The sequence below is a fragment of the Protofrankia sp. CiP1_Cm_nod4 genome, assembly GCF_982290645.1.
Genome location: NZ_CEVIVC010000179.1, coordinates 1 through 1,552, shown reverse-complemented (window position 1 = coordinate 1,552; position 1,552 = coordinate 1). Strand labels below are relative to the sequence as shown.

Sequence of the window (1,552 nt, the reverse complement as noted above, 5' to 3'; positions counted from 1 at the left end):
GGTGCCGGCGGCGAGCCGGACCAGTCCCAGGGGGATCCCCGAGGCGATGATCTGTTCCTCGCTGAGCATCCCCGCCCACATCGCCGCGGGGCGCACCGCCAGGGACTCCACACCGCCGAGGCTGACCGCTCGTCGGACGTAGCGCAGCCGGTCGAGGAAGGTGTCGGCCGCCTCGTGGCCACCGGCGAACTCGACCGCGAGCACCCCGCCGAAGCCGGTGAGCTGGCGGGCCGCGAGCGCGTGCTGCGGATGCGCCGCCAGGCCCGGGTAGTGCACCCGCGCGACGGCCGGGTGCCGCTCCAGCGCCTCGGCGAGGGCCTGGCCGTTGGCGTTGTGCCTGGCCATGCGCAGCGGCAGCGTGCGCAGGCCGCGCAGCAGCAGCCAGGCGTCGAAGGGGCCGAGTACCGCGCCGGTGAGCAGGCCGACGTCCCAGACGCGGTCGAGGAGCTCCGCCGGCCCCGCGAGCACACCGGCTGACACGTCGGAGTGGCCGTTGAGGTACTTGGTCGCGCTGTGCCACACCAGGTCGACACCGAGGTCCAGCGGCCGCTGGTTCACGGGTGTGGCGAAGGTGTTGTCCGCCAGGACCAGCGCGTCGTGCGCGTGGGCGAGGCCCGCGACGGCGCGCAGGTCAGTGATCTGCAGCAGCGGGTTGCTCGGTGACTCGACCAGGACGAGGCGGGTCCGCGGGGTCAGGGCCCGGGCGAAGGCGTCGGGGTCCGTCTGGTCCACCTGCGTGGTCGTCACGCCCAGGCGCGGCAGAAGGTTCAACAACAGGGACGCCGTGCCGCTGTAGGTGGATCTCTGCCCGATCACGTGGTCACCGGTGGAGACCAGGGCCAGCACGGCCGTGGTGAGCGCCGCCATGCCCGAGGCGGTGACGAGCGCGGCCTCGGCGTGCTCCAGCTCCGCGACGACGGCCGCGACCTGCGCGTGGTTGGGGTTGCCGAAGCGGGTGTAGAAGCCCTGGCCGCGCCGTTCGACCGCCGCCTGGGCGAACGTCTCGGCGTCCTCGGCCCAGAAGGTCGCCGTCTGGTAGATGGGCGGCGCCACGGAGAGGTCGCGGCGCGCCTCCCGGTCGGCGTGGTTGACCGTCGTGCTGGCCGCGCTGGCCGCGCTGGCCGTACGGGCGTCCGGCATGCTTCTTCTCCTGTGTCGGCGGGGCTGGGGCTGACATCGCCAGGAACAGCACGATGTAACGGACCATAACCAACTAAAGAACAAACCCGGGCTTCACGCGCGGATCCGGCCCCCGCGGAACAATGGCCGCCGACCTGCGGTCGGCGTGGCTGGAATCGACGGCGGCGGACCGCGCCTACGCGGCCTGGGCGCGTGAGGGGGCCGGCATCTGTGTCTCACCGGCGCCGACGACATCCTCCAGCGTCCTCGCCCAGCAGCACAGCACGCAGGCCACCGCGGCCAGGCAACGGTTCGTCGCGTCCTGGAACGAGCTGGCCCCGCGCTACGGGTTCGCCTCCCGGCAGGCCGACGAGATCTGAGCGGAAAGCGTAGGTGGAAACCGTCATCGGCCCAGCGTTTTCCACCTACAGCA

At 72.4% G+C, this 1,552-nt stretch carries 2 protein-coding genes; one reads left to right on the top strand and one right to left on the bottom strand.

Annotated elements, in window-relative coordinates:
• The coding region (locus tag AC5LSR_RS21770; RefSeq protein ID WP_493468918.1) for a trans-sulfuration enzyme family protein at positions 1-1,140 on the bottom strand (1,140 nt) is incomplete at its 3' end.
• A gap of 122 nt (positions 1,141-1,262) precedes the next feature.
• Here AC5LSR_RS21770 and AC5LSR_RS21765 point away from each other — a divergent pair.
• Positions 1,263-1,499, top strand: a complete 237-nt coding sequence (locus AC5LSR_RS21765) for a hypothetical protein (protein ID WP_250285379.1) — start codon at positions 1,263-1,265, stop codon at positions 1,497-1,499.
• Positions 1,500-1,552 lie beyond the last annotated feature (53 nt).

Bases quoted from the DNA above. Each gene is read 5' to 3' on its own strand.
- AC5LSR_RS21765 (WP_250285379.1), top strand. From the start codon at position 1,263: ATGGCCGCCGACCTGCGGTCGGCGTGGCTGGAATCGACGGCGGCGGAC.